Source organism: Paenibacillus montanisoli (assembly GCF_003268025.1).
Lineage (GTDB): Bacteria > Bacillota > Bacilli > Paenibacillales > Paenibacillaceae > Paenibacillus_Z > Paenibacillus_Z montanisoli.
On record NZ_QLUW01000001.1, the window covers coordinates 121,012 to 146,817 of the forward strand.

Consider the following 25,806-nt stretch of genomic DNA (forward strand, 5'->3'; position numbering starts at 1 on the left):
GGCTATTTTCTAAACGATATCAAAATAAAGTATAAACCCGCAAGATTTCGATCTATTATGGATCATATTTGCTGGTACAGTAAGAGTAGAAATGAATGAGCCCGTACTACATGCAAAAGGAGTTTTGCCGGCGATGACGCTACTTAACCGTGCGCTTCTGAATGAGGCGGAGCAGCAGGCATACGATACGGTCACGCAAAGTCCCGTTACGGTGCTGCAAATTGGGGAAGGCAATTTTTTGCGAGGATTTTTTGATTGGATGATTCACCGCTGCAAGGAGCAGGGCTTGTTCGAGGGAAGCATCGCGCTGACCCAGCCGAGGCCCAAGGGAAAGGCGAAAATCGAAGCGATTGCCGCGCAGGACGGGCTGTACACGCTCGTTACGCGAGGGATCGAGAACGGGGAACGCGTGTCGGTTAAGGAAACAATAGGCGTATTCTCGGCCGTATTCGATCCGTACGGCGACTGGGACCGGCTTATCGCCATCGCGGAAAGCGCTTCCTTGCGGTTCGTTGTTTCGAACACGACGGAGGCGGGGCTGGTCTACCAAGCCGAACCGTTAGTCGAAGGAGCACCGATTCTATCGTATCCGGGCAAAATCGCGTGGCTGCTCTATCGCAGATATCAGGCGCTTGGCGGCACCCCGGAGAGCGGGCTGGTCTTCCTGCCCTGCGAGCTGCTGGAGCGCAACGGGGATGAGCTGCGGCGCTGCGTGCTGCGTTATTGCGAGGACTGGTCATTGCCGGAAGCGTTTCAGCAATGGGTCATGCGGCATAACCGGTTTCTCAACTCGCTCGTGGATCGCATCGTGACGGGCTATCCGGATGAAGAGCAGGCGGAGAGCTGGTTCTCGGAATGGGGCTGCGAGGATCGGCTGTTGAACACGGCGGAGCCTTATCATCTCTGGGCGATCGAAGCCGAACCGGAGCTGGAAAAGGAATTGCCGTTCCGGCAGGCAGGCTGCAACGTGCATTTCGTACCGGATCTGCGGCCTTACCAGCAGAGGAAGGTTCGCGTGCTGAACGCCGCGCATACGCTGATGACGCCGCTCGCGCTTCTGCGCGGCTTCGATTATGTCCGCGAAGTGATGGAGCATCCGCATTTCGGCGCCTTTGTAAGGGAAGCCATCGAGCAGGAGATCATGCCGACGATTCCGTTGCCGCAGGAAGAGCTGCGGATCTACGCGAGCACGGTATTCGAACGGTTCTTGAACCCGTTCATCAATCACCGTCTGAACGATATCGCGATGAATAGCCTCAGCAAATTCAAAGTGCGGCTGCTTCCTTCCATTCTCGATTATGCGGAGCGGGGAGAGGAGGTTCCGGCACGCCTTGTCGAAGCCTTCGCAGGGCTGCTGCGCTATTACCGGGTTAACCGTACTGGCGAAGGATTCATAGGCAGCGCGTTAGGCGGCCGAAGCTACGAAGTAAGAGACGACGCGGCGTTGCTGGAGCGGATTGCCGCAGTTTGGTCCGTACCGCGTCCTATGACGGAGAGTGTATTTCAATTGCTCGGCTTGACAGAGATTTGGGGCCGCAATTTGACGGAGGCTCGCGGGCTGGCGAGCCAACTGACTGCAGCGATTCAGGCGCTGGAGGCGGAAAAGGATGTTCAATCTTCAAGGATGGGGTGATGATGCAGAATGAAATACCGGAAGCTTGGATCAACGGGACTCGATGTGTCTGTGCTTAGCTTCGGGGCTTCCGCTCTTGGCTCCGTATTCCGCGAAGTGGATGAGGCCGAATGTATTCGTACCGTTCACGAGGCGATCGATGCTGGCATCAATTACATCGACGTAGCTCCTTTTTATGGTCTGACCAAGGCTGAGACGGTGCTTGGCGAAGCGCTGCGGAAGGTATCGAGAGACCGGTTTCTGCTGTCTTCGAAAGCCGGACGCTATGGCCTCGATCAGTTTGATTTCTCCCGGGAACGCATTCTTAGCAGCGTGGACGAGAGCTTGAGCAGGCTGCATACGGACTACCTTGATATCCTGTTTCTGCACGACATCGAGTTTGTTCCCGCGTCGATTATCGTGGAAGAAGCTTTTCCTGCGCTGCTGGAGTTGAAGAAGGCGGGCAAAATCCGGTTTACGGGCATAAGCGGCCTTCCTTTGCAGATGTTCGAATCCATGCTTCCGCGGATCGAGGCGGACGCCATCATCTCATACTGCCATTATTCTTTGAACGATACGACGCTTGAACGGCTGCTGCCGTTTCTGGAGGAAAAGGGCACCGGATTGGTGAATGCCTCTCCGATCTCCATGGGCCTGCTCGGCACGCGCGGAGCGCCTTATTGGCATCCCGCCTCCAAGCAGGTGAAAGAGGTCTGCCTGGAAGCCGCAGAATTCTGCGCGAAGCAGGGGACGGATATCGCCAAGCTCGCCGTTCAGTTCTCAACGATGAACGAGCGGATTCCGACAACGCTGGTCAGTACGGCGAATCCGGCCAATATCCGCAGAAATGCCGCATGGACGGATGAAGTGATGGACAGCGAACTGCTCGTCAACGTACAAGAAATTCTGAGACCGATCCAAAACGTCACGTGGCGCAGCGGTCGACCCGAATATAACGAAGAAATTGGAGTGAGCGAGTAATGAGGGGAATCGTTTGCGCGGAAATCGGCCGATTCGAATGGACGGAGACGCTGCCTGAGCCGCAGCCGCAAGCTGGACATGCCATTGTGAGGATCGAACGCATCGGCATCTGCGGTACCGACCTCCATGCGTTTAAAGGCAACCAGCCTTTCTTCTCCTACCCCCGTATTCTCGGCCATGAGCTTGCGGGCGTAATCGAGGAAATCGGCGACAATCCGCACGGGCTGCGCGAAGGCGACCAAGTGAGCGTCATTCCTTATATGCACTGCGGTACCTGTGTCGCTTGCCGAGTAGGCAAAACCAATTGCTGCACCTCGATGAAGGTGCTCGGGGTTCATATCGACGGCGGGATGCGGGAGAGGCTTGCGGTGCCGGTCGACAAGCTGATCGGAACGAACGGCCTTACGCTCGATCAGACGGCGGTATTGGAGCCGCTGGCTATCGGAGCTCACGCGGTGCGCAGGTCGGGGCTGAAGGCTGGCGACACGGCGCTTGTCATTGGAGGCGGTCCGATCGGAGCCGGCGTCATGGCGATAGCCAAGCATGCGGGCGCGAAAGTCATCGCGATGGATGTGAACGAAGAACGGCTCGCCTTCTGCGCGAGCTGGGCGAAGGCGGACGCGGTCGTTCACGCGCTGCAAGAGCAGGTGGAATGCCGTATTGCGGAGGCGAACCGCGGAGAGCTTCCGACGGTCGTATTCGATGCCACGGGCAATGCGAAGTCGATGCACGCTTCCTTCCAATACGCGGCTCACGGCGGAACGCTCGTATTCGTCGGGTTGGTGAAAGCGGACATCGCCTTCCATGATCCGGAGTTTCATAAACGGGAATTGACGCTGATGGCCAGCCGCAACGCGACCATGGAGGATTTCGATACGGTCAGGGGAGCGTTGGCGGCAGGGGCTATCGATGTAAGCCGCTATATTACGCATCGGTCTCCTTTTGCGGAAATGATCGGCCACTTCGAAAGCTGGCTGAAGCCGGAAACGAACGTGATGAAAGCGATGGTGGAGCTATAAACGTCATGCAGCCTTTGGCCAATCGGCCGGAGGCTTTTTTACGTCGCGACATCCAGAACTTGACTCTCCAAATAATGATCGACCGCATTTAGAAGCTGGCTCAGCTGCCAGTGGCTATACTTCAAAAGAGGGGCAACGGCGTAGTAAAGGTTCTCATGCTTGTAAATTTGAAAGCCTCTGTAATTCTCATAAATCATTCTCACGTCGATCTCCCCTTGTTCGTTAGCGAATCGCATTGGATTAGCAAAATGTATGTATAAAAGTACCACGAAAATCCAAGTTGGAGTAGAGGTGTAAAATGTAAGTTTTTGTCTAGTTTTGATAAGTTTTTGTAAGTAATTGCAGCGCAAAAAAATCACAGCACGGATGCTGTGATTTTGACAATGCTATTGTGCCGTGCCGAGGCTTTGCGCGGTTCTTTCCACACGTTGTTTTTTCAGCTCGTCCAGCTCAAGCTGAACGCGGTCCTGCAGTAACGGGTTGATCCAGGTGGAGAGCGAGCCGGGGCGGGGGAGCACGTTTATGGTCAGCATTCCGATGCCGGCCGGGGGCTAACGATTTTTCGACTTGAAAAGGCCAGCTCGCCAGGATGCGGGCTGGCCGAAGTCTATTTAAAAATGCTCATTTTAAGGTAGCGAACCAGCCCCCGAAGTGATAGGTTTTGAAGAAATGCGTAATTTGATGGAAGCCAGCCTCGATTAATAATTGTTTCGTCCTTTCTTCAGATACAAAAGGCATGTTTAAATAAACCTCAAGAGCTTGATTGATCTCCTCGATATTGCCGCCTTGACTTAGAAGGCGCTGGATCATGGCTTCTGTTATCAATTGAAATTCAGGTGCTTCTCTGTCGCCGTACCGAGTTACGAGCACCAAAGGGGATCCTGGCTTAAGCCGATCAGCAATGCTTGTAAGCAATTCCAATTTCGAGCCGTCATCCTGAACATGATGCAGGACTAAGATACAGGTAGCTCCATCATAAACGGGCTCTGCAGGAAGCTGATTCGTAAATCCATGAAACAAATGCACCTTCTCCGCTATTCCGGCTTGATCCACTTTATATTTTGCCAGATTTATCATCGGATCGGACGGGTCCACTCCCGTGAATTGCCAATTCGGGTTTGCTTGGCTGAGAGAAAGCAGCTCCGCCCCTCCGCCGGCACCAACAATCAAAAGGTTTGCGTTATCCGCTACTCTTGTCCTCAGAAAGGAGCTTGCTAACGGAAAAATCTGATCATAAGTAGGGAGCGTTATTCGAATACCGGCTTCATATTTTTCCGCAAATTCAGAGTTGAAATGATCGTCAACGTGATTGCCCATTGCTTGATCCCTCCAGATAAAATGGTATGAGATGCCTCTCCAAACCGGAAAAAACAGCTATGTAGTATGCCGGTATGATGAAGCATATGCTTCTTGCTAATAAATAAGCCTTTGGCCCATCGCCAAAGGCTTTTTATATTTTATTCGACAATAATGGGCAAATTAGCTTTACATTCCGCTTAGTCATCGGCATAATCTGTATATGAACATATGCTCATATATGAAACTCATCATGCAATGCCAAAGGGGATGAATGGATGAAGACACAGGACCATGCCTTTTTAAGCGAAGAAACGATTGAAGATATTTCGCTCATGTTCAAAGCGCTTGCCGACCCGACAAGAATTCGCATTCTATACATGCTGGCTCAGGAAGAATGCTCGGTCAACCATATCGCGGAGGTGCTCGACCTGTCGCAATCGGCCGTTTCGCACCAGCTGAGCTATTTGCGGACGCTGCGGCTCGTCAAGCACCGCCGCAGCGGAACGGCAATGATTTACAGCTGCGACGACAATCACGTTATTTCACTGCTTAAGCAGGCCATCACCCATTCCGAGCACACTTAGGAGGTGACAAAATGAGCAATAAGCGCTACGATCATAACCATGACCTTCATAAGTGCGGTCACAGCCATGATCACGATCACGGCCATGGTCACGATGATGATCACGACCACAATCATAACCATGATCACGCTCACGTCCACGACCATGGGCATCACCACGGACATGGCCATGGGCATCACCACCATCATCATTTCGATCCCGAGGGCAATAAGAAAGGCTTGACGATTGCGCTGGTGATCACGTTCGGCATCATGATTCTTGAGTTTTTCGGCGGCTTGTTTACGGGCAGCCTCGCTCTTTTGTCCGATAGCGGACACATGCTCAGCGACACCAGCTCGCTCCTTCTCAGCCTGATTGCCGTATGGTTCGCAGCGAAACCGGCCTCTCCCAAGAAAACATACGGCTTCTACCGGGGCGAAATGCTGGCCGCCCTATTTAACGGAATGACCTTGTTTATTATAGCGGGCTTTATCATATGGGAAGCTTACGAACGGTTTCTCGATCCACCGCAAGTGGCAAGCGGCACTATGATGCTTATTGCCCTCATCGGGCTTTCCGCCAATCTGCTAAGCGCGTATTCCCTGATGAAGAAGGGCGACGTCAAAAACAACATCAATCTGCGCAGCGCCTACCTTCACATTCTCGGCGATGCGTTAGGCTCGGTCGGAGCGATCCTGGCCGGCTTGGTCATGCTCCTATTCGGGTGGTATATCGCCGACCCGATCATTAGCGTCGTCGTGGCGCTCCTCATTCTCCGAGGGGCATGGTCCGTCATTTCCCACGCGGTTCATGTGCTGATGGAAGGGACGCCGATTGCGGTCAATCAAGCGGAAGTGAAGAAAGCGCTGGAGGGGATTGCCGGCGTAATCGATGTGCACGACCTGCACATTTGGACCATTACGTCCGGAATGGATTCGCTCAGCTGCCATTTGAGGATAGAGGACAGCGCGGACAATCAGAAGATTTTGCAGGAAGCGATTGAACTGATCAATAGGAACTATCGGATTGAACACGCAACGATTCAAATCGAAACGTCGGCGATTCGCCATGAAGTTTTGAAGGTCTGAACTATGAATTAAAGAAGGTGCATCAGTTGGGTTATTTGCTGCTCCTGCTGGCTACGCTGGCCTGGAGCTTTGTTGGAGTGTTAGTCAAAACCGCCTCAACGATGGTCGACAGCTCGATCATCTCGTTCGCTAGATTTTTCTTCGGCGTCATCTTTCTCGGCATTTACCTGCTAATCAAGGATCGCAAGATCCGCCTAAGGACGGCGTTTCTATGGATTTGGATTGGGGCGGCCGGCAAGGCGGTCAATTATATTTTCGAGAATATCGCGCTTTCGATCGGTTTCTCCTATGGCAATATTCTCGTACAGCCGGTTCAGACCGTGGTGCTGCTGTTTACCGCAAGACTGTTGCTGAAGGAAGAAATTTCGGCGCGCGGCTGGGTGGCTTCCGCGCTTTGCGTTCTCGGCGTGCTCATCATCGGATGGAATGGCTTGCCCCTCGGCGAGCTGCTTGACGGTAACGGGTTGACGACCTTGCTGTATATGCTGGCTGGAATCGGCGCTGCGGTGCATGTGTGGAGCCAGCGCGTATTGGTGACGTCCATGGATGCAGGCAGCATGAATTTCTCGGTATTTCTCTGGAGCTCCCTGATCACCGCACTGCCGATCCCCGTCCAGTCTGAAGGCTTTACCGGCCCGATCACATTCGGTGCATGGGGCGCGCTGATCGTCCTCGGCATTATTACGGGGCTCAGCTTCCTGTCGCTCGCGGAGGCGATCAAGCGGGTACCGTTCGCGATTGTGGCGATCGTAGGCAACTGCTCGGTGTTCTTTACGATTCTGTGGTCGTACTTGTTCTTTCACGAGCCGATTACGGAGTATATCATAAGCGGAACGTTGGTCTTCGTCGCAGGCTTTCTCATCTTGAACCTCAAGCTCCCGAGCCGCGCGGCGAAGAAGGAATCGTCATTGGCAACATGAAATGCCCATAAAAAAATCCTGATCTTCATTGGAAAAGATCAGGATTTTTTATTGCTTATGTAATAATATTCCACTAACTGGATATTTATTCATCAAACTTAGTCATGAACATTGTGCCTTCTGAACCCCGAAATTCCCCCAATTTTGAATAAAGCGCTTTCATTATGAATAAGCGCTTTCATTGATAAATTCTTATTTTCCGACCAATTTAGTTTAAATAACGCCCCCGAATCGGACGATTTTCACCTGAAATTCCCCCAATATACTTGAAAAGTGAAATCGTTTACAATCATGTTGGAGTCACCTTAAGCGATTAATAGAATTCGAAATCCAGTCATCGAAAGGGGCCAAACCATAGCGAAAAAAGTCGAAACAAGTCAATTTTGTTTAAGAAATTCTAAAATTTCAGAAAAGGTTAGCAATTTAGAAAAAAATGCTTTGAGAAATAATTAATAGTTTGTTATATTTCGGACGAAGTGATTTATTTATTTACACATTAGGCTTAGATCATGGGGAGGAATGAGCAAGATGAGGAAAGTTCCGAAATGGTTTTCCAGCATTTCTGTCATCGCGCTTGTAGGGGTCATGCTTGCTGGCTGCGGCGGCAACAACGCCAATAACGCCGAAACGACGAACAACAAACCTGCCAACACGGCGACGAACGAAACAACGAACACGAACACCACGAACGACACCACGAATGATGCTGCTACCACTCCTGATCCAAACGCTCCTGTAGACGGAGGAACGCTTACGATCGGTACGTTTTCCGATATCGTCTCCGTCAACCCGATCTATATCAATGACACCTCTTCCGGTGACATCGAGAACTTGATCAATGCCAAACTTTACGATCTGGACCGCCAAGGAAATCTAATCGTCGAGCCTTGGTCGATCGCGGCCGAGCTTCCGCAAATCAGCGCGGACGGCAAAACCTACACGGTGAAAATCAAGAGCACGGCAAAATGGAACGACGGCCAGCCGCTTACGGCCGATGACGTCATCTTTACATACAACACCGTCCGAAATCCGGATGCCGGCGCACCGGGCATCAGTACCGTCGATAAGGTCGAAGCGATCAACAAAATCGACGAAACAACGATCGAATTCAAGCTGAAGCAGGTTTACGCGCCGTTCCAATACTCGCTGTACAGCTCGGTGGTTCCTTCCCACATCCTGAAGGATGTGCCGGTCAAGGATCTGAAAACGAATGCTTACGGCGTAGATCCGGCCAAAACCGTTACGAGCGGTCCTTGGAAATTCTCGGAATGGAAGCAAGGCCAGTACATTACGCTTGAGCAGAACCCGAACTACTGGGGCGAGAAGAAGCCGCATATCGGCAAAATCATCTACAAAATTTACGCCGACCAAAATACCGAAGTCCAAGCGCTGATCAAAGGCGACATTCAAATGTCCGAAGCGATTCCGGTCACGCAAATCGAAGGCGTGAAAGCTAACGATAAGCTGCAAGTCATTCTTGAACCGGGCCCGCTATACGAGTATGTGCAGTTCAACTTCAAGGACGAGAACTTCCCTGATAAATATTCACCGTTCAAAGGCCAGAAAACGCGTCAAGCGATCGCTTACGCGTTGAACCGTCAAGGCATGGTAGACAATGTACTTAAAGGCACTGGCAAATTGATGAACTCGCCATTCCTGCCAGGCTCCTGGGCAGATCCGGGCGATCAAGCCGTCAACTACCAGTATGATGCCGAGAAAGCAAAAGCGCTTCTTGCCGAAGACGGCTGGAAACCAGGCAAAGACGGCATTCTTGAGAAAGACGGACACCGCTTCTCCTTCGAGCTTCAATACAATGCGGGTAACAGCCGCCGTGAGCAAGTGGCAGCGGTCATCCAGCAGAACCTGAAAGACGTTGGCATCGAAGTAACGCCAAAAGGCATCGACTTTGCAACTTGGATCGACCAAAACATTACGCCAGGCAAGTTCCCGGCCATCCTGCTTTCCTGGTCCCTGAGTAACCCGGATCCGGATGCGGAGAGCATTTTCTCTTCCAAATACTTCCCGCCGACAGGCCAAAACGGCGGCTGGTATAAGAACGAAGCGATCGACGCGCTGTGGACAAAAGGCCAGCTGACGATCGATCAAGCAGAGCGCGCGAAAGTGTATCAAGAAATCGGCAAAGAAATTTCGATCGACCTGCCGTATGTATTCCTTTACCAATATGGCTTGCCGCAAGTCGTGGATGCCTCGAAGGTTAAATGGGCGGAAGAAGACGCGCCGGAATCTTCCCTCGGGTATGGTTACTTGTACCACGCGATCAACTGGTGGGTAACGGAGTAGCAATCGTTTGACATAATGCATGAACGATCAGGGGAAGGGCCAATAGGCCCTTCTCCTGTGTTCAGTAAAAGGGGGAGCGCTGGAATTGACCGAATATTTGATCCGACGTATACTGCAATCCGTCCTTGTGCTTTTCTTGATCTCGATCCTGACGTTTCTCATGATTCACGCCGCGCCTGGCGGACCTACGCAAATCTTTCTGGCACCCGGCCTATCGCCGGAAGCGGCCCAAATCCAAGCGCATAACCTGGGGCTCGACCGCCCTGTTCCGGTTCAATACGCCGTCTGGCTGGGCAACTTGATGCAAGGCGATCTCGGGCATACGTTCAAGAACCATATCCCGGTCGGCGACATTCTGTGGCCAACGGTGAAGAACACCATGGTATTGATGGGAGCGGCGTGGCTATTTTCGCTGTTGATCGCGGTACCGTGGGGCATTTATAACAGTACGTCTGAATACGGACTTTCCGATCAAACCGCTTCGTTCGTGTCCTATATCGGGTTTGCGATGCCGACGTTCTGGTTTGGCATTATTTTGCAGGAGTATTTCTCTTTGAAGCTGGATTGGCTGCCGTTGTCGGATATGTATACGATGGGCAAAGAAGGCAATCTCGGCGATTTGTTCATGCATCTCATTTTGCCTGTATCCGTGCTTACGCTCGGATTTCTCGCGGCCTATTCGAAGTATTCCAGGGCCAGCATGCTGGAGGTGCTGAGCCAGGATTACATCCGTACGGCGCGCGCCAAAGGCCTTAAGGAACGGCGGGTTATTTTCCGCCATGCGCTGCGCAACGCACTAATTCCGATTATTACGATACTAGGGCTGGACTTGCCGATTCTGGTTTCGGGGGCCGCGCTCACGGAGCGCGTCTTCAACTGGCCGGGCATGGGGCGGCTATTCGTCGACATGGCGGTCGCTCGTGAATACTCGGTGCTCATGTCCATCACGCTGGTCGTTTCCGTTATTGTCGTCTTAGGCAATCTGATTGCTGACATCCTGTACGCGATTGTTGACCCTAGAGTGCAGCTTGGTTCCAAAGGAGGTTCGTCAACATGAGCAGCGCCGCACTTGAGAAAACTTCCGGCACAGCGCCGAATTTGGGCATGGAGAAGCGTCCCGACGGGCCTTGGAAAACGGCCTGGAAGAAATTCCGCATCAATCCGTTTGCGGTAGCTGGACTTGTCATTCTTGCAATCTTCGTCGTTGCTGCGATTTGCGCCAAATGGATCTCGCCTCATGATCCTACGCGCATCGATATGATGTTTCCGAATTTGCCTGCGGGGTCGAAGGGCCATCCGCTCGGAACGGACGAGCTCGGCAGAGACATCTTGTCCAGACTGCTGTACAGCAGCCGGATCTCGCTGACGGTTGGCTTCGCGGTCGCAATTGTATCCGTTTTCATCGGCACGCTGGTAGGTGCTTTTGCGGGTTATTTCGGCGGCTGGGTCGATACGATCTCCATGCGGTTCGTTGACGTGATGAACTCCATTCCGACGCTGTTCCTGAACATTTTGATTCTTGCGATCTTCGGATCGAAGATGTCGTATATGATTCTCGTTCTTGCCTTTACGAGCTGGATGGGGGTAGCGCGGCTCGTGCGCGGCACCTACTTGCAGCTGCGTGAAATGCAGTATGTAGAGGCCGCGAAGGCGACCGGCGTATCCAATCTCGGCATTATTTTCCGCCATCTGCTCCGGAACGCTTCGGCACCGATCATCGTAACCGCGACACTTATGGTGGGCGGCGCTATTTTAAGTGAATCGGCGCTTTCCTATCTCGGGCTCGGCGTTCAAACGCCGGATACGAGCTGGGGGCTGATGCTCAGCAACGCGCAGGAGTTTATGCTGACCGACCCGATGCAGGCGGTTTATCCGGGTCTGTGCATCCTGATCGTCGTGCTGGCCGTCAACTTTATCGGCGATGGCATCCGCGACGGCTTGGATCCTAGGAAGACTACGATTCCGCAAAGGAGGCTGGCGGCATGGCGGAAAAAATTCTCCAAATCCGGAATCTGACGACAGGCTTCATGTCGGAGAAAGGCCTGGCCAAAGCGACGGACCGCGTTTCGATCGAGCTGGAGAAAGGGCAAACGCTTTGTATCGTCGGCGAATCCGGCAGCGGCAAGAGCGTCACCGCGATGTCCGTCATGCGGCTCATCGATTATGCGGGCGGCATCATTGCGGACGGCGAGGTGCTGTTTAACGGGCAGGATCTGGTCAAGAAGAAGCAAAGCGAGATGCTGAAGATTCGCGGCAATTTGATTACGATGATCTTCCAGGATCCGATGTCGGCGCTCAATCCGGTCTTTACGGTAGGCGACCAGATTTCCGAGGCGCTGCGCATCCATAAAGGCTTGAAGAAGCAGGAAGCATGGATGCAAAGCATCGATATGCTGCGCCGCGTCGGCATTCCGGCGCCGGAAATCCGGGTTAAGCAGTATCCGTATGAGCTGTCCGGAGGGATGTGTCAGCGTGTCGTCATTGCCATGGCGCTAGCGTGCAACCCGGAGCTATTGATCGCGGATGAGCCGACGACGGCGCTCGACGTGACGGTGCAGGCGCAAATTCTTGACCTGCTGCTTCAATTGAAGAATGAATTCCGCATGTCGATGCTTCTTATTACCCATGACATGGGCGTAGCGGCGGAGGTGGCGGACCGCATCGCGGTCATGTACGCAGGCACGGTGGTGGAAGAGGGCACGGTGCGGGAGATCTTCGAGCAGCCGCGCCATCCGTACACGATCGGGCTGCTGAAGTCCATCCCGGGCCTTGAAGGCGAACGCGGCGGCGAGCTGTACACGATCAAAGGCTCGATTCCGCCGCTTAGCCAGCTGCCAAAGGGCTGCCGCTTCCATCCGCGTTGCCCGTACGCGATGGACATTTGCCGGCATAAGGAGCCTGAGATGCATGAGTCGCCAACCGGTCATAAGGCGGCATGCTTCCTGGATGAGGCGGACGGCTCCGATCCAAGACCGGGCGCTGCGAAGAGCCAGGAAACGAAATCGGCGGCGAAAGTGACAATCAGAAGCATGTCGGAGGTGGCACAATCATGAGCAGCCAAAGCCAAGTTCAGAGCCCGTATTTGATTGAAGCCTCTAATGTGAAAAAATACTTCCCGATTAAGAGCGGGCTGCTTAGCCGGGTCGTAGGGCAAGTCAAGGCGATCGACGATGTGTCGTTCGGCATTCGGGCCGGGGAAACGTTCGGACTTGTCGGCGAGTCCGGCTGCGGCAAATCGACGCTGGCGCGCGTGCTGCTTAATTTGAAGCGGGCGACCGCAGGAGAAATCAAGTTCGAGGGCCGGAATATTGGGGAGCTGAGCGGCGGCGAGCTGCGCCGGCTTCGCGAAGAGATGCAAATTATTTTCCAGGATCCGTTCGGCTCCTTGAATCCGCGATTCCTCGTCCGCGATTTGATCGGCGAGCCGCTTAAGGTCCACCGCAAGCTGTCGGCCAAAGAAATCGACGAGCGCGTCGTTGAGCTGATGGAGTTGGTTGGACTAGACGCATCGCGCCGTAACCGCTATCCGCATGAGTTTTCCGGCGGGCAGCGGCAGCGGATCGGCATTGCCCGGGCAATAGCGCTGAATCCGAAGTTCATCGTAGCCGATGAAGCGGTGTCTGCCCTCGACGTTTCCGTACAGTCGCAGGTGCTTAACCTGATGATGAAGCTGCAGAAGGAGCTGGGCCTCACCTACTTGTTCATCGCGCACGGCCTCAACGTCGTCCGGCACATTTCCGACCGCGTCGGCGTCATGTATCTGGGCCAAATGGTCGAGGTCGGGCCGACGGAGGAGCTGTTCGCCAAGCCGCTGCATCCGTATACTTCGGTGCTGCTGTCCGCTATTCCGAAGCCGACGGCCGACCGCAAAGAGGAACGGATCATTTTGCAGGGAGACGTGCCTTCGCCGGCCAATCCGCCGTCGGGCTGCCGGTTCCATCCGCGCTGCCCGTACGCGCAGGACCGCTGCAAGACCGAGCAGCCGCTGCTTCGCGCGGCCGTGAATCAACGGCAGGTTGCCTGCCATTACCCGCTAGGTTAATCAAAGAGTCTGGACAGGCCCGTGCCTGTTCAGACTCTTTTTTTGATAAAGCCGCAGGCAAAATTAACTATTGCGGCGATAGGCGCAAACAAGCGATACTTGTTTATATAAAACGAGCGTTGAACTAAAGGACAGCCGGGAACAAAGCGCAGTGGGCGAAGTCGTTAACAACGATCCGTACGCGCAGAGGTCGCGTTCTTGAAGCTATTCTTTAGTTCAACTTAGGCAGAATTCCCTCCCGCTGACGGCGAGAGGGATTTTAATGTTTGATCGAATGGAAGGAAATGGGCGGATATGTCGGCTACATCGGATTTTTTTGCACGTAAAAAAGAAGAGCTCGGCGTTGTGCTGAACGAGGTGCAGAAGCAGGCGGTGCTTCATACGGAGGGAGCGCTGCTGCTGCTTGCCTCGCCGGGGTCGGGGAAGACGACGACGATCATCATGCGCATCGGCTACTTGATCGAGGTGAAACGGGTGCATCCTTCGCGGATTAAGGCCGTTACGTTCAGCAAAGCCTCCGCGCTGGATATGAAAGACCGGTTCAGCCGGTTTTTCCCGGAGCAGCCTACGGGCAGCGTCGATTTCTCGACGATCCACAGTCTGGCGTTCGAAGTGATGAGGGAATATTTGCGGCACAACCGCATGTCCTTTCAAATCATCGAAGGCGCCGTAGAGACAGAAGAGGGCGAGGGTGAAAGCGAAGGGGTATTCGACGTGAACAATCCCCCTCTTCATAAGAAGCTGATATTGCGGGATATCTATCGGAAGGTTCGAGGCGACAACATCACGGAAGAGCAAATGGAGGAGCTGACGACCTACATCAGCTTCATCAAGAATAAGCTTGTGCCCGAGGCGGAATGGGGCGGCGTCAAGTGCGAGATTCAAGACGCGCCTCTTATCCTGAAAGAATATGAAGCGTTCAAGCGATCGCGCGGCGACAAGCTGCTGGTTGATTATGACGATATGCTCGTCATCGCCAACCGGGCGCTGGAGCAGAGCAACGAGCTGCTATGGAAGTACCAGAACAAGTTCGATTACGTGCTCACGGACGAAAGTCAGGATACCTCGCTGGTGCAGCACGCGATTATCGAGAAGCTTGTAAGACGGCACGGCTGCCTGTGCGTCGTAGCCGACGACGATCAAAGCATCTATACTTGGCGCGCGGCCGAACCGCAATATTTGCTCGATTTCAAACAGGTGTATCCGGATGCGGCGATTTTGAAAATGGAACAGAATTACCGCTCCTCCCGGAACATCGTCAGCATCGCGAACCGGTTCATCAAGCGCAACCGCAACCGTTACGACAAAAATATGTTTACTCGCAATCCGGGCAGCAGACCGATCCAAATCAAGAACCTGGCCGATTATAAAGTTCAAGCCAAATACGTCGCGGATAAGGTAGCCTTGATCGAGAATTTGCGGGAAGCCGCCGTGCTTTACCGCAACAACTCGTCGTCGATTGCGCTGATGAATGAGTTTGACCGCAGAGGCATTCCATTCTATATGAAGGACGGCGACAACCGCTTCTTTTCCCACTGGATTTTGGAGGATATCCTCAATTTCATGCGGATGGCGTATACGGACAAGCGGCCGGATTTGCTGGAGAAGATTCATACCAAGCTGAACGGGTATATTACCAAAACGCAAATGGCTGCTCTGGCCCGCATTCAGAACAATGAGTCGGTGTTCGACAATTTGATCCGCTACGTGCCGCTGCAAGACTATCAACCGAAGCAGCTGACCGAGTGCAAGGAGACATTCGCGACGATGCGGGAGACGGCTCCCCGTTCGGCGATCCGGACGATCAGGTACAAGCTGGGCTACGAGAGAGCGCTGGAAAAAATGTGCGAGCGGCTCGGTTTCCGCAAAGAGAACCTGATCGGCATTCTGAACACGCTCGAAGATATTGCGGACGGACTCGAAACGCTTGAGGATTTCGCGAGCCGGCTGAAGTATCTCGAGGCGGTGATGAAGGCGTCCAAGCGCAACAAGAAGACGAACGCCGTCACGTTCTCCACGCTTCATAGCGCGAAAGGATTGGAGTTTGAGCGCGTCTATATGATTGATCTGATCGACGGCATCATTCCGTCCAATGACGATATGAAGAAGGTAGACGGAGAGGCATCGCCGGAGATGGAGGAAGCGGTCCGGCTATTCTATGTCGGCATGACGCGGGCGAAGGAGCTGCTAGTTCTATTGACATATGGGAATCGTGACGGAGAAGAGGTCAAGGAATCCCAGTTCTTGACGGCCGTTCGCCATCTTCAGGCTCCGATTGGAAGCGAGCGGGCACCGGTTGCAGCAGCGGCCGAAGGGGGCTCCGCCCGCACGCCGGAAGCTGCCGCGCGGCGGCATAAGAAGGCGGAGGGGACCGTTACGATTACCGAAGGAACCGCAAAGTCGTTCGTACCGCCCAACCCGAATGCGCTTAAAAGCTTTGCTGACCTGCAGCCCGGCGAGCGGCTGAAACACCGGGTTTTCGGCGGAGGGGAACTGGTTGCCTTGGACCGGGACTTCATCGAGATCCGCTTCACGACGGGCATCCGCAAGCTGTCCGCAGCCGCATGTCTTGAGATGGGGCTGCTGGAGCTGGAATAGTAACATACCAGCGGGCTATGGCAAACGGCAACGGGTACGAGAGTTGTCTTCTTTTTTGGACGGTTGGCGCATAAGCTAGCTTGGAGAGTAGGGATGCGAAAGACCGTGCCAACGAAAGGAGGCCGCCCGCATGCGCAAATGGGGACGACGGGGCTGGCGAAGCAGCGGCAGGCGGCGCCGCGCGCCCGGCAAGCGAATGAGCAGGCGGAAGCTGCTGCTCCTGCTAATGCTGCTGTTTATTTTGTTCTTCTCTCAGACCTTCATCTTTGTCGAGCGCAATCTGCAAGGCCCGCTCATGGCTGTTGCGAAGGTGCGCGTCAAGCAGGTGGCTACTCAGGCGATCAATAAAGCGATAACCGAGCAGGTCGCGGGGCAGTCCAACGCGGATAAGCTGATTGATTGGAAAACCAATGCCAGCGGCAAGGTTTCGGGGTTCATGCTAAACTATGCCGAGCATATGCGGATTACGTCGGAGACGATCGGTACCGTGCAAACGACGCTAAACAAGATGGGGGATATTCCGGAGCGGATTCCGCTCGGCCAAGCGCTTGGCAGCGCCATTATCGCCTCGTTCGGTCCCCGAATTCCGGTGAAATTCGAGCCGATCGGCGCGGTGAAGGTCGATCTCAATACGAGGCAGAAGGATGCCGGCATCAATATGATTCTCGTCGAGGTCTATATGCACATCGTGGCGGAGGTCTCGATCATTATTCCGTTCGATACCCAGCCGGAGCTTGTCGAAACGGAAATTCCGATCTCGTATCTGCTCGTTGTCGGCGACGTGCCGATGTACTATTACGATAATAAAGGCAATCCTGTCGGCGAATCGGCGCCTACCGCACCGAATATTTCGCTGCCGATGGAGCAGGGACAAAGCGGCGTTACGACGCCGACGGAGGACCAAAGCGCTGATGAGAATTCCGGCGGCGAGGATGCCGGAAGCGATGCCGGAAGCGAGGATGCGGGCAGCGAAGACGGCGAAGCCGCGCCGGAGAGTAGCGGGGAATAGAAAAAAAAGAGCGCTTATCGCGGGGATAAGCGCTCTTTGGCCTTGATTACTTCTTGCGCATCCGGCGGCGTTCGTCCCGTTCCCACTGCTTCAGCATAGGATACGGATCGAAGGACCATTCCACCAGCCCGCGGTCACGATAGATCCCGTAATGCAGATGCGGCGGGAATTTACCCGATGTTCCGGGCTTGCCATAGCCTGAGCTGCCCACCCAGCCGACAACTTGGCCGGGTTTAACGATGCTGCCGACGGCTAATGTCTTGTCATAGCCGGACAGATGCGCATAATAATGATAGTAATTATTGAGGTCGCGGATACCAAGGCGCCAGCCCCCATACGGGTTCCAGCCCTTCACCTCGATAATGCCGTAGCAGGTGCTGCGCACAGGCACGCCATGATTGGCGAAAATATCGGTCCCCTCGTGGATCCTATAGCCTCCCCAGCTGCGGCGAGTACCCCATGTTCCTCTGTAGGAATAGTTGGTCCCGATCGGGACCGGAAACGCATGCTCGAACAAATCCAGCTTTCCGAATGTTTCATAGATGCGGGCAAACTGGCGGATTCGCTGTACCGCCCTTGTGTTATGGTAATACTGCCATAGCCCGATCGAAAAATCATCCTCTTCCGTGCCGTATTGCATGAAACGATTGGCAACAGAATACAGTAAATCTGTGTCATTCGTGCGAATCGCACGCCCGTCGCCGTCACCGTCAACGCCAAGTCCTTTGAACCACCTAATCGAAGCGGGCGTCTCGTCCCCGCTGTCGGGGTTAAGTACGCCGGCCCAATCGCTATCCGTCATAAACACGCTGATATATTGCCCCAGCTGTTCACGGGTTTTGGGCCTTGCTTTTGTAATTGTCCTCTCATACTGGTCGACGGCTGCAAGACGGTACCAAGGAATGCGGGTAACGATGCTTATTTCATCGTATAGAACTCTTCTTTTGGCATAGGCATCTTGCTCCGGCGCAGTGCCTTTCGCATCCGCGTAAACCGGGGTGCACTGCAGAAGCCCTGCCACCGCCAACACTGCCACTAGGCGTTTTCCAATTGATCTCAGCTGTATCAGCCTCCACACGCAACAACTCGCAGTCCAACATGTTGATTCCGGCACAATGTCCGAAATGGGTGCAATTGGTGTGAACTGCCCTGCTGTTATGGTTTGCAAATCATTGGTTTTTATCCGAAACATGCTATAATAAGACGCAGAGATTACAGAAAGCAGGTACACCTCTCATGAAGACAAAGAATACCGAGCGGGCACCAAAGCCCGATTGGCTTCGAATAAAATTAGCGACTGGCGGCAACTATGCCGAAATTAAAGACATGATGCGCACCAAAACCTTGCATACCGTATGCGAGGAAGCGCGTTGTCCGAATATTTACGAATGCTGGGCGAACCGGACGGCAACGTTCATGATTCTCGGCGATATTTGCACGCGGGCTTGCCGCTTTTGCGCGGTGAAGACCGGCATGCCGACCGAGCTGGACTTGCAGGAGCCGGAACGCGTCGCGGAGGCCGCGGAGCAAATGGGTCTCAGGCATTGCGTCGTAACCTCGGTTGCGCGCGATGATTTGGCCGATGGAGGGGCGATGATCTTCGTTGAGACGATCAAAGCGATCCGCAAGAAGCTGCCGCTGTGCAGCGTCGAAGTGCTGATACCGGACTTTATGGGCAACTGGGACGCGCTGCAGGCGGTTATGGATGCCGAGCCGGATATTTTGAATCACAATATTGAAACCGTTGCACGGCTTTCGAATCGCGTACGCGCCAAGGCAAAATACGCGCGTTCAATGGAGCTGCTTAAGCGCGCCAAGGAAATGAAACCGAACATTCCGACGAAATCGAGCATTATGCTCGGCGTTGGCGAAGAATGGGACGAAATTTTGCAGGCGATGGACGATTTGCGCGCGGTGGATTGCAATATTTTGACGCTGGGTCAATATTTGCAGCCATCGCCGAGCCATCTTCCGATCCATCGGTACGTGCATCCGGATGAATTCAAGCAGTTGAAAGAAGAAGGCTTGAAACGCGGCTTCAGCCATGTGGAATCGGCACCGCTTGTACGCAGCTCGTATCATGCGCATGAGCAGGTAAAATCCGCAGCGGCGGCGGAGACCGCATCCCTGTGAGAAGGAGTGAGAAGCAGACTTGATCCATATCAGCGGCAAAACCTACGAGTTAATTCATGAAAATAGAAACGGCTGGAATTTCGAAGCGTTTCGCGAGCGGTTCAGCGAAGTATTGGAACGTTACGATTACGTGTTCGGTGATTGGGGATATAATCAGCTTCGGCTCAAGGGATTCTTTCGCGACAACCACCCCAAGGTGACGCGCGACACCGCATTCTCTTCGATGACGGACTATATTAACGAGTACTGTAATTTCGGCTGTGCCTACTTTGTGCTGGAACGGCAGCCTGGCGGCTCCCGGTCGGGCGAAGACGGCGAGCTTTCCGACGATCATGACGGCGAGAGCTACGAAACGGCTGACGGCGTGGAAGCTTATGTAACCGCATCCCGTGCCGTGGCTGCCGGCCAGGCTAGCGATGCGCCGGCTTCGGAGTATCAGCAGGTGAAGTTTATGCCTCGCCACGAGCGGGATCAGCGCAGAGAGCAGCAGCGCAACAACAACCGCAAAGAAGCGGCGGCGAAGGGAGCCGAGCGGGAAATAGCGCGCGAGGGCCGCAAGCCGCAAGGCAAGGACAAGGAGCACGGCAAGCCTGCGCGGCAACAGCAGCATGAGCGTCCGGAGCGCGGGGAGCGTCACGACCGCGGCGAGCGTTCGGAGCGTGGGGAGCGACAAGACCGCGGCGATCGGCATGAGCGTCCGGAGCGCGCGGAGCGTCATGATCGCGGCGAGCATCGTGGGGATCGTCCTGAACGATCCGAGCGTAACCGCAATAAACGGAATCACTTTAACCAGAAGGCTCCTGTTGCGGCAACCTCGGAGCATCCTGCACACCCGCCTCAAGGGCGCGGCGGCAAGGACCAAGGACCGAAGCACGAACCCAAATAACGAAAGCCTCCGTTACCTGCAGTGGATGCAGGTAACGGAGGCTTTTTTGTATGTTATAAATATTGAACGTTATAAAGCCGGGCATATGCACCGTCCAAGCGCATCAGCTCCTCATGCTTGCCTTGCTCGACGATTTCGCCATGCTCGATGACAACGATGAGATCGGCATGCGTTATCGTCGACAGCCGGTGGGCGACGACAAGCGTCGTCCGGTTCTGCGAAAGCTCTGCCAACGATTCTTGAATGGCATGCTCGGACTCCAAATCGAGCGCCGAGGTCGCTTCATCGAGAACGAGTATGCCGGGATCCTTCAGAAAGACGCGGGCGATGGCGATCCTCTGCTTCTGGCCTCCCGAGAGCTTGACGCCCCGCTCGCCGATTTCGGTATCGTAGCCCTTCGGCAGCGCTTGAATGAACTCGTGAGCGTTGGCACGTTTGGCGGCGGCGATCATGTGCTCTTCCGTGCTGTCCGGATTGCCGAGCATGATGTTCTCGCGGACGGAGCCGCTGAACAGGATGTTGTCCTGCAGCACCATGCCGATCTGGGATCGCAGGCTGTGCTGCGTCACGCTGCGGATCGACTGGCCGTTAATCGTGATGTCGCCCTCCTGCGTATCGTAGAAGCGCGCAAGCAGGCTGACGAGCGAGGATTTGCCGCCGCCGCTCATGCCGACAAGCGCCACGGTTTTACCTTGCGGAATCCTCAAATCGATATGCCGCAGCACCCACTCCGATTCATTCTGGTAGCGGAATGAAACATTGTGGAATCCGATATCGCCCTGTACCGAGCGCAGCTCTTTGGCATCCGGCGCATCGACGATTTCTGGCTGCTCGCCGATCAACTCCATGACGCGCTCCAGCGAGGCGGATGCTTGCGTCAGCTCGGTAGACGAGTTCACAAGCCGCCGCAGAGGGGCATAGAGACGGTCCAGATAGCCGTAGAAGGCGACGAATTCGCCCAGCGTAAGCGATTCTTGCACCACTAAATAACCGCCGCAGGCGAGGACCAGCAGCGGCGCGATTTCAGTAAGAGTATTAATAATGGATTGGGTCAGCGCATTCCATCTCGTTAAGGCTAAGGCGCGTTCCAGAAAGGTTTGATTTTTGCGTCCGAACTGCTCCTGCTCATACCGCTCCAGCGTAAAGCTCTTCACGACAGGAATGCCGTTGACATGCTCGTTCAGATAGCCTTGCATTTCGGCGATGGCCTGTGACCTGGAGCGCGAGTAGGCGCGCAGCCGCTTATACAGCTTCTTCACGGCATACCCGTAGAACGGCAGCACGGCGATGGCCACGAAGGTCAGCAGCACGTTCATATTGAACATGATGACGAGCGCAATGACAAGGGTGAACATATCCAGCCAGATGTTCATAAGCCCGGTTTCGACAAGCGACTTGGTCTGCTCCGCGTCGTTCATCATCCGGGAAATGATTTCACCTGATTTGCGGTTCTGGTAGAACCGGATGGAAAGCCGCTGCAAATGGGCGTACAGCTTGTTGCGCAAGTCAAATAACACGCTGCTCGTCGTCAGCTGCGCGAAATATTGCCGGTAATATTCGATCGGATAACGGATGATTACGAAGAGAATGAAGGCCAGCCCCACGGCTTTGAACAGCTTGTCGGTTTTGTCGGCCGAAGAGAGCGGCGCAAGCAGCACGTCATCGACGACATATTTGATAAATAACGGCAGCGTGAGCGGGATTCCGAACTTAATAAGGCCGATCGCCAGCGTAATTGCGATCAGCCATCGGTAGGGCTTGACGATTTGCAGATAGGCGCGAAAATGGTTCATCTTATTTCACGTCATAACCGAGGAACGCTTCACGCACCCGGTTCCAGAATGTAAACGGCCGATAGCGGGCGAAGCTTACCTTGCGCGAAGCTACGCTGCACCGGATGGAGCGGATATCGTTCCGAACGATCGCGATGTGATCGAACGTCAGCTGCAACCGCTGACCCTGGCGCGGAATCATGTCGCAGTGATGATGCTGCGGCAGCACGACGGAGGAACCAAGCGTGCGGTAGACGCGGTTATTGATCGAGGCAATCTCGGCGATTTGCAGCGATTCGATCGACGGATGAATCACGGCGCCGCCCAAGCTTTTGTTGTACGCGGTGCTTCCCGATGGCGTCGAAACGACGATGCCGTCGCCGCGGAACATTTCGAACATTTCATCGTTGATATTAATTTGCGCGACAAGCATGTTGTCCAAGCCTTTTAGCGTAAACTCATTCAGCGCGGTGTGCGTCATTACGCCTTCGTCCGTATCCAGCTCGACTTGGGCAAGCGGATAGCGCACGATGCGCGGTTCGCATTCCCCCATCATCCGTATGAGCTCTTCCAGCTCATCGGCTTTCCAGTCGGCAAAGAAGCCAAGGTGGCCGGTATGTATGCCAATGAATGCGAGATCGTCAATTCGGTTCACATACGTGTGAAAGGCCTTCAGCAGCGTTCCGTCGCCGCCGATCGAAATGACCATCTCAGGATTATCGTCGTTGCGGGTGAGTCCTCGTTCTGCTGCAAGCTCATGGAAGCGGGTGACAAGCTCCTTCGAGAGCTTATCCCCTCTGTCAATTACGACATAGTTCAAATCTAGGCGCCCCTTCCGCGCAGTTAATACTTGAATCATAGCGGAAAAAAGATTTGAATTCAATGTCAGGACACAGGGCCGAGCGAGCTCCAGAGCAGATAAATTAAGGCTGTAGAGATGCAGCCGTGCACGAGACGCGCAAGGATAAACGGCCTGTAACGCAGGTTCGTATGGCTGAGGAGGCTCGCTATCTGAGCATGCACGGAGAGGCCGCCCCAGGAGAGAATGAATGCGGCGATCGCCGCTTGGTGGATTAGGCCGCTGCCGCTCGCCGTACCGGCGGAGCGCGCGCCTAGCGTGACCTCGAAGATGCCGTTCACGACAGCGTCGGAGAGCGCGGACGGTACGTGAATCAAACTAAGGATGGCTCGAATGCCCTGAGCCAGCACCTCAATGCCCCCGGCCTGCCGCAGCAGCTCCATGATGACGGAGAACACGACGACGAGGCCGCCTACGACGATCATCAGCCGCAGGGCGGCTTGTATGGCATCTTGAAGGAGCACGCCGATGGTGCGTCCGTCCATGATACGAGCGGTATGCATCGCATGGATCGCCTCTGTCAGCCGGCTCCTCCGCTTGCTTTTGCCGGCGTTCTTGCCGCTGTCGCTGCCTGATGACTTCGACGGTTTCTCGTTCCGGTCATGAAACCGCATCAAGAGGCCGATAATCAGGCCGCCGCCGTAATGAGCCGCAGCCAGTACCGGCGCAAGTGCGACGTTATGGAAGAAGCCGACGGAAACGGCGCCGATGAGAAAGATCGGGTCCGATGTCGTCGTAAACGCGACGAGCCTCTCACCTTCAGACCGGGTGATCAGTTTCTGCTCCCACAGCTGGGCCGTTAACCTCGCCCCGACCGGATAGCCGGAGGCGTAGCCCATCGTGACGACGAAACCCCCGATGCCGGGGATTCGAAATAGCGGCCGCATGAAAGGGTCTAATATTTTTCCGAAAAAATGAACGATGCCAAGGCCAAGCAGCAGCTCGGAGATGACGAAGAACGGGAAGAGCGCCGGGAACAGCACCTCCCACCAGATCGATAGTCCTCGTATGGAAGCGGCAAGTGCCTCGGCAGGAAAGCTTATCATCAGCAGCACGAGCAGCACGGTTGACCAAGCCGGTATAAGTGACGGGCGAAGCAGAAAGCGGACGACGTGCATGCGAGGCCCCTCCTTGAACGAAAAATACTGCTATTACTGCTATATGTGAGGAGGAGGACAATCATCACTTGTCCGGAAGAATGCTTTTTCCAGAAAGGGCGGCAGCTTGAGGGAATTTAGCAATTTATGGTTGAGAAAACGCTTGCAAAACGATGTATGATTTTGTGTCCGCGTGTGATACAATTGAATTATGTTAATCGAACGCAAGAGGTGATGACTAATGAGTATAATTGCCGGCATCCTCGTATGCGCATTCGTCTATGTCATCCGCGAGTCCTTGTTGGCTCCCGGGGAAGAGGATTATGAAAGCTGACTAAGTCGGACTCTTATTCGCACCACTATTTACTGCCACAGATGCCCTCTTGCCGGAGGGCATTTTTTTATATGCCTACAGGAGCTTATTTCGTGTTAAAATAAGAGTAATATATTTGCTTCAAAAGGCCTAAAAAACGGAGTTGAAAATGACGATGAGTAACTATAGCACTATTTATGAGGCTGTCGGAGGGGTCGCGGGCATCAAGACGATCGTACAGGCCTTTTATCCTAAAGTTCTGAAACATCCATTGCTTGGGCCGCTCTTCCCGGCGGATATCACTCCTGTCATGGAGAAGCAGACGATGTTCCTTACGCAATTTTTCGGCGGACCGTCCCTGTATTCCGATGAGTACGGGCATCCCATGATGCGGGCAAGGCACATGCCGTTTCCGATCACGCGTGAACGTGCGGAAGCATGGCTTGGCTGCATGCGTGAAGCGCTGGCCGAATCGAACCTGCCGCAGGAGCTGCAGCAACTGATGATCGAGCGCCTCTCTGGACCCGCGTATCATTTCGTGAATCAACCATAACGATTGGGAGACGTGACGACGAATGGATCCACTTTATCAGACTTCGATTACTTGCATCTGCTGTGAGAGCACATACAAGACGTCACGTGTACGCCCAAGCTTTAAGAAACCTGCCGGAAGGGATACTGATTTCTGTTCCCAATATAAGACGGAATGCAACCCGGATTTCTACGTGGTGCGCGTGTGCCCGACTTGCGGCTTCGCTTCCACGGAGAACGGCAAAGCGGTCCTGACCGAGGCGGAGAAGCGGAAATACAAGGATGCGCTCGGCGACCGCTGGAGCTCCCGCGAATACGGCGGCGCGCGGACGAAGGAGCAGGCGCTGGAATGCTACAAGCTTGCCTTGCTCTGCGGCGGCGTTATCGCGGAGAAGGAGCGCGTCATCGCCGGCATTCTCCATCACATTGCCTGGCTGTACCGGTACGAAGGCAATAAGGAGCAGGAGCAGCGATTTCTGCGCTATGCGCTGGATGCGTATATTGCCGTATTCGAAACGGAAAGCGGCTCGCTCAACAATGCGAAGCTGATGTATCTGATCGGGGAGCTGTACCGCCGTATCGGCGAGCCGCGCACGGCCGTGCGCTGGTTCGCGCGGGTCGTCAACGACAAGCGGATCGAGGACGCTTCGATGATCCGGGCCTGCCGCGATCAGTGGCAGCTGCTTCGCGAGCAGCAGCAGGAAGACAATTTCGATGAAGAGCCTGCCGCGATGTAATGTGAAAAAAGCCGTCCGAGCCATATATTGGCTTGGACGGCTTTTT

General features: G+C 54.3%; 24 protein-coding genes. 17 read left to right on the plus strand and 7 right to left on the minus strand.

All coding sequences use genetic code 11. From position 1 onward, the window contains the following. The first annotated feature begins 133 nt into the window (after window positions 1-133). The 3 genes from DL346_RS00570 to DL346_RS00580 are packed head-to-tail and all read left to right on the plus strand — an operon-like array spanning window position 134 to window position 3,612. On the plus strand, window positions 134-1,633 hold the full coding sequence (locus tag DL346_RS00570; protein WP_112880032.1) for a tagaturonate reductase: 1,500 nt from the start codon (window positions 134-136) through the stop codon (window positions 1,631-1,633). 9 nt (window positions 1,634-1,642) lie between these two features. Continuing rightward, entirely contained in the window at window positions 1,643-2,593 is a 951-nt protein-coding gene (locus tag DL346_RS00575) for an aldo/keto reductase (RefSeq protein WP_112880033.1), read from the plus strand. After that, entirely contained in the window at window positions 2,593-3,612 is a 1,020-nt protein-coding gene (locus tag DL346_RS00580; RefSeq protein ID WP_112880034.1) for a zinc-binding alcohol dehydrogenase family protein, read from the plus strand. The genes DL346_RS00575 and DL346_RS00580 overlap by 1 nt, the downstream gene beginning before the upstream one ends. A gap of 38 nt (window positions 3,613-3,650) precedes the next feature. Here the strand turns inward: DL346_RS00580 and DL346_RS28880 are convergent, their stop codons facing one another. The 3 genes from DL346_RS28880 to DL346_RS00585 all read right to left on the minus strand — a co-directional run bounded on the left by DL346_RS28880 (window position 3,651) and on the right by DL346_RS00585 (window position 4,929). Then, entirely contained in the window at window positions 3,651-3,815 is a 165-nt protein-coding gene (locus DL346_RS28880; protein ID WP_165822318.1) for a hypothetical protein, read from the minus strand. Between the two features lie 183 nt (window positions 3,816-3,998). Next, window positions 3,999-4,145, minus strand: a complete 147-nt coding sequence (locus DL346_RS28885; protein ID WP_165822319.1) for a hypothetical protein — start codon at window positions 4,143-4,145, stop codon at window positions 3,999-4,001. Window positions 4,146-4,233: 88 nt separating this feature from the next. Then, window positions 4,234-4,929: a class I SAM-dependent methyltransferase gene (locus DL346_RS00585; protein WP_112880035.1), complete on the minus strand. Its 696-nt coding sequence runs from the start codon at window positions 4,927-4,929 to the stop codon at window positions 4,234-4,236. Between the two features lie 257 nt (window positions 4,930-5,186). On the opposite strand from DL346_RS00585, the gene DL346_RS00590 reads away from it, so the two are divergent. The 10 genes from DL346_RS00590 (at window position 5,187) to yunB (ending at window position 17,432) form a co-directional block, all read left to right on the plus strand. Beyond that, window positions 5,187-5,495 carry an ArsR/SmtB family transcription factor gene (locus DL346_RS00590; protein ID WP_112880036.1) on the plus strand — a complete coding sequence of 103 codons (309 nt, stop codon included), beginning with the start codon at window positions 5,187-5,189 and terminating at the stop codon, window positions 5,493-5,495. Between the two features lie 11 nt (window positions 5,496-5,506). Then, window positions 5,507-6,562, plus strand: a complete 1,056-nt coding sequence (locus DL346_RS00595) for a cation diffusion facilitator family transporter (protein ID WP_112880037.1) — start codon at window positions 5,507-5,509, stop codon at window positions 6,560-6,562. A gap of 26 nt (window positions 6,563-6,588) precedes the next feature. Beyond that, a complete protein-coding gene (locus DL346_RS00600) occupies window positions 6,589-7,482 on the plus strand; it encodes a DMT family transporter (protein WP_112880038.1) in 894 nt (297 codons plus the stop codon). 528 nt (window positions 7,483-8,010) lie between these two features. Continuing rightward, on the plus strand, window positions 8,011-9,783 hold the full coding sequence (locus DL346_RS00605; RefSeq protein WP_112880039.1) for a peptide-binding protein: 1,773 nt from the start codon (window positions 8,011-8,013) through the stop codon (window positions 9,781-9,783). Window positions 9,784-9,868: 85 nt separating this feature from the next. After that, entirely contained in the window at window positions 9,869-10,840 is a 972-nt protein-coding gene (locus tag DL346_RS00610; RefSeq protein WP_112880040.1) for an ABC transporter permease, read from the plus strand. Further along, window positions 10,837-11,799, plus strand: coding sequence for an ABC transporter permease (locus DL346_RS00615; RefSeq protein WP_112880041.1), 963 nt, complete (start codon window positions 10,837-10,839; stop codon window positions 11,797-11,799). The genes DL346_RS00610 and DL346_RS00615 overlap by 4 nt, the downstream gene beginning before the upstream one ends. Then, window positions 11,766-12,836 (plus strand): ABC transporter ATP-binding protein, encoded by a 1,071-nt coding sequence (locus DL346_RS00620; RefSeq protein WP_112880042.1) that lies wholly within the window; start codon window positions 11,766-11,768, stop codon window positions 12,834-12,836. The genes DL346_RS00615 and DL346_RS00620 overlap by 34 nt, the downstream gene beginning before the upstream one ends. Next, window positions 12,833-13,825 carry an ABC transporter ATP-binding protein gene (locus DL346_RS00625; protein ID WP_112880043.1) on the plus strand — a complete coding sequence of 331 codons (993 nt, stop codon included), beginning with the start codon at window positions 12,833-12,835 and terminating at the stop codon, window positions 13,823-13,825. Before DL346_RS00620 ends, DL346_RS00625 begins: the two co-directional genes overlap by 4 nt. Window positions 13,826-14,119: 294 nt before the next feature. Next, window positions 14,120-16,423 carry an ATP-dependent helicase gene (locus DL346_RS00630; RefSeq protein ID WP_112880044.1) on the plus strand — a complete coding sequence of 768 codons (2,304 nt, stop codon included), beginning with the start codon at window positions 14,120-14,122 and terminating at the stop codon, window positions 16,421-16,423. Window positions 16,424-16,553: 130 nt separating this feature from the next. Beyond that, window positions 16,554-17,432 carry a sporulation protein YunB gene (yunB, locus tag DL346_RS00635; protein ID WP_112880045.1) on the plus strand — a complete coding sequence of 293 codons (879 nt, stop codon included), beginning with the start codon at window positions 16,554-16,556 and terminating at the stop codon, window positions 17,430-17,432. A gap of 46 nt (window positions 17,433-17,478) precedes the next feature. Here yunB and DL346_RS00640 read toward each other — a convergent pair whose 3' ends face one another. After that, window positions 17,479-18,468, minus strand: coding sequence for a M23 family metallopeptidase (locus DL346_RS00640; RefSeq protein WP_420849493.1), 990 nt, complete (start codon window positions 18,466-18,468; stop codon window positions 17,479-17,481). Window positions 18,469-18,668: 200 nt separating this feature from the next. Here DL346_RS00640 and lipA point away from each other — a divergent pair, with 200 nt between their 5' ends. After that, window positions 18,669-19,565, plus strand: a complete 897-nt coding sequence (lipA, locus tag DL346_RS00645) for a lipoyl synthase (RefSeq protein WP_112880047.1) — start codon at window positions 18,669-18,671, stop codon at window positions 19,563-19,565. A 19-nt stretch (window positions 19,566-19,584) separates the two neighbouring features. Continuing rightward, window positions 19,585-20,451, plus strand: coding sequence for a YutD family protein (locus tag DL346_RS29240; RefSeq protein ID WP_112880049.1), 867 nt, complete (start codon window positions 19,585-19,587; stop codon window positions 20,449-20,451). Window positions 20,452-20,504: 53 nt separating this feature from the next. Here the strand turns inward: DL346_RS29240 and DL346_RS00655 are convergent, their stop codons facing one another. The 3 genes from DL346_RS00655 to ylbJ all read right to left on the minus strand — a co-directional run bounded on the left by DL346_RS00655 (window position 20,505) and on the right by ylbJ (window position 24,200). Continuing rightward, window positions 20,505-22,244 (minus strand): ABC transporter ATP-binding protein, encoded by a 1,740-nt coding sequence (locus DL346_RS00655; RefSeq protein WP_112880051.1) that lies wholly within the window; start codon window positions 22,242-22,244, stop codon window positions 20,505-20,507. 1 nt (window position 22,245) lies between these two features. Next, window positions 22,246-23,043 (minus strand): NAD kinase, encoded by a 798-nt coding sequence (locus tag DL346_RS00660; protein ID WP_112880053.1) that lies wholly within the window; start codon window positions 23,041-23,043, stop codon window positions 22,246-22,248. A 65-nt stretch (window positions 23,044-23,108) separates the two neighbouring features. After that, on the minus strand, window positions 23,109-24,200 hold the full coding sequence (ylbJ, locus tag DL346_RS00665; protein WP_112880055.1) for a sporulation integral membrane protein YlbJ: 1,092 nt from the start codon (window positions 24,198-24,200) through the stop codon (window positions 23,109-23,111). Between the two features lie 467 nt (window positions 24,201-24,667). Between ylbJ and DL346_RS00670 the strand changes: the two genes are divergently transcribed. Together DL346_RS00670 and DL346_RS00675 are read left to right on the plus strand one after the other, a co-directional pair. Next, window positions 24,668-25,045, plus strand: coding sequence for a globin domain-containing protein (locus DL346_RS00670; protein ID WP_112881709.1), 378 nt, complete (start codon window positions 24,668-24,670; stop codon window positions 25,043-25,045). Window positions 25,046-25,067: 22 nt separating this feature from the next. Continuing rightward, entirely contained in the window at window positions 25,068-25,760 is a 693-nt protein-coding gene (locus tag DL346_RS00675) for a DUF2225 domain-containing protein (protein ID WP_112880056.1), read from the plus strand. Window positions 25,761-25,806 lie beyond the last annotated feature (46 nt).